Genomic DNA, 2790 nt, shown 5'->3' with positions numbered 1-2790 from the left:
CACGAGCGCTTTGAGTTCCCCGAAGAAGTCCTACCCCGCGGCAACGCGCTCTAAACTGGCGCTGGCTGTCGAACGCTTGAGTTCTCTCGATCCTTCACGTGAGAGCCGGGGCCGAGCGTTCGCCTATTCAAGCCTTGGATTGGATGGGTAGGCGCTCGGCCATTCTTAAGCTCCTTTGCTTTTCACCTCTATCTTCTGCTGTACTGACTGTTACTCTTTTTGGAGGCTGGCCTCAGTGACTTCAACGACCTTTGGTTCCGCAGCGATGCAGGATCGCACCCAGGGCGGGTTTGCCTGGTGGGCCGGGAATGCTCGCTTGATCAATCTCTCCGGTCGGCTCTTGGGTGCCCACGTGGCCCACGCCGGCCTGATCGTCTTCTGGGCGGGAGCGATGCTGCTGTTTGAGGTGGCTCACTTCACGCCGGATCGGCCTATGTACGAGCAGGGCCTGATCCTGATGCCCCACGTGGCCACTCTGGGCTGGGGGGTTGGCCCGGGCGGCGAAGTTATCGACACCTACCCCTACTTTGTGATCGGCGTGCTGCACTTGATCTCCAGCGCAGTGCTGGGGTTGGGGGGCATCTATCACGCCGTGCGCGGCCCAGAAACCCTGGAGCAGTCTTTCCCCTTCTTCGGCTACGACTGGAAAGACAAGAACAAGATGACCACCATCTTGGGGATCCACCTCATCCTCTTGGGGTTGGGGGCTTTCCTGTTGGTGGCCAAGGCCATGTGGTTTGGCGGTGTCTATGACACCTGGGCTCCCGGCGGTGGCGATGTGCGAGTGATCACCAACCCCACCCTCAACCCGGCGGTGATCTTCGGCTACCTGTTCAAGTCTCCCTTCGGCGGCGACGGCTGGATCATCAGCGTGGACAACATGGAGGATGTGATCGGCGGCCATATCTACATCGGCATCATCTGCATTGCCGGTGGGATCTGGCACATCCTCACCAAGCCTTTTGGCTGGGCCCGCCGTGCCTTCATCTGGTCGGGGGAAGCTTATCTCTCCTACAGCTTGGCGGCGGTCTCGCTGATGAGCTTTATTGCCACCTGCTACATCTGGTTCAACAACACTGTTTACCCCAGCGAGTTCTACGGCCCCACCGGCCCTGAAGCCTCGCAAGCGCAAGCCCTCACCTTTATCGTGCGCGACCAGCGCCTGGGGGCGAACATCGGCCAGGCCCAAGGCCCCACCGGTCTGGGTAAGTACCTGATGCGCTCCCCCACGGGCGAGATCATCTTCGGCGGTGAGACGATGCGCTTCTGGGATGTGCGGGCGCCCTGGAAAGAGCCGCTGCTGGGCCCCAATGGCTTGGATCTGGATAAGTTGAAAAACGACATCCAACCCTGGCAAGCTCGCCGTGCGGTGGAGTACATGACCCACGCGCCACTGGGATCCCTGAACTCGGTGGGGGGTGTGGCGACCGAGATCAACACGGTGAACTTCACCAGCCCGCGCACCTGGCTGGCAGCCCACAACTTCATCTTCGGCTTCCTGTTCTTCGTTGGCCACCTGTGGCATGCCGGTCGCGCCCGTGCCGCTGCTGCCGGCTTTGAGAAAGGGATCAGCCGCGAGAACGAGCCGGTTTACCGGATGAAGCCGATCCGATAAGCACGGAAGTCTCTCGGAGATCAACCTTTGGCCCCCGGTAGGGGGCCTTTTTTTTGGGGATCCCCCCCGCCAGGATTGGCAGAGAAGGAAGAGAGGATAGAGACTGAGAAGGCTGAATGTTCGGTAAAGATGCACAAAGTCCCGGTTACGGTCATCACCGGATTTTTGGGATCCGGCAAGACCACGGTGATCCGTCACCTGTTGCTCAACAACCAGAGCCGCCGCATCGCCGTATTGGTCAATGAGTTTGGCGAAGTGGGCATCGACGGCGAACTGCTGCGGGATTGCCAACGTTGCGAGGGAGAGGGATCCATCCCCATTTTGGAGCTGGCCAACGGCTGCCTCTGCTGCACGGTGCAGGAGGAATTTTTGCCCACCATGGAAACCCTGCTGCAACGGCGGGCGGAGCTGGACGGCATCCTGATTGAGACTTCAGGATTGGCCTTGCCTAAGCCTCTGGTGCAGGCTTTCCGCTGGCCAACCCTTCGCACCGGCGCCACGGTGGATGCGGTGATTGCAGTGGTGGACGGTCAGGCTCTGGCTTCTGGGCAACTGGTGGGGGATCGGGCGGCGCTGGAAGCGCAGCGGCAGGCCGATGCGAGCCTGGATCACGAGACGCCCATTGAGGAGCTGTTTGCGGATCAGTTGAGCTGCGCCGATTTGGTGCTGCTGAGCAAGGTGGATCAGATCACGTTGTCGGAGCGAGCGCGCGTGGAGAGCTGGCTGCGGCAACAATTGCGCCCTGAGGTTCGAGTCCTCCCCTGTGAGCGGGGCCAGGTTGCCCCAGAAGTGCTCTTGGGCTTGCAGGCGGCGGTGGAAGATCAGTTGGAGCGCCGCCCCAGCCACCACGACCACGAGGAGGAGCACGAGCACGAGGCCTTCGAGTCTTTTTACCTGAGCCTGGAGGGGAGCTATGAGCCGGGATCCCTAGTTGCCCAACTGCGTCAACTGGCTCAAGAGGAATGCCTCTACCGGGTGAAGGGGTTTGTGGCCGTGCCCCACAAGCCGATGCGGCTGGTGCTGCAGGGAGTGGGAGGGCGATTTGAAACCTACTACGACCGGCCCTGGCGCCCGCAAGAGCCGCGGTTGACCCGCCTAGTGTTCATCGGGCAGAGGCTTAACCGGGAGCGCATTGCCGCTCAGCTTCAGGGCTTGGCTCACAGAGAAGCAGCGGC

The 2790-nt window shown here is 61.3% G+C and carries 2 protein-coding genes; both read left to right on the top strand.

The annotated features are described in order from the left end of the window. The first annotated feature begins 265 nt into the window (after window positions 1-265). Window positions 266-1615: a photosystem II reaction center protein CP43 gene (psbC, locus tag NW844_RS12095; RefSeq protein ID WP_414335970.1), complete on the top strand. Its 1350-nt coding sequence runs from the start codon at window positions 266-268 to the stop codon at window positions 1613-1615. 129 nt (window positions 1616-1744) lie between these two features. Continuing rightward, the coding region (gene cobW, locus NW844_RS12090; RefSeq protein ID WP_414335968.1) for a cobalamin biosynthesis protein CobW at window positions 1745-2790 on the top strand (1046 nt) is incomplete at its 3' end.

The sequence above is a fragment of the Synechococcus sp. H55.2 genome (genome assembly GCF_047462495.1).
Lineage (GTDB): Bacteria > Cyanobacteriota > Cyanobacteriia > Thermostichales > Thermostichaceae > Thermostichus.
Note: the sequence above shows the minus strand (reverse complement) of the source record. Positions and strands in the feature narration are given on the sequence as shown.

Coding starts and splice junctions, on each gene's coding strand:
- psbC (WP_414335970.1), top strand. CDS start 266: ATGCAGGATCGCACCCAGGGCGGGTTTGCCTGGTGGGCCGGGAATGCT.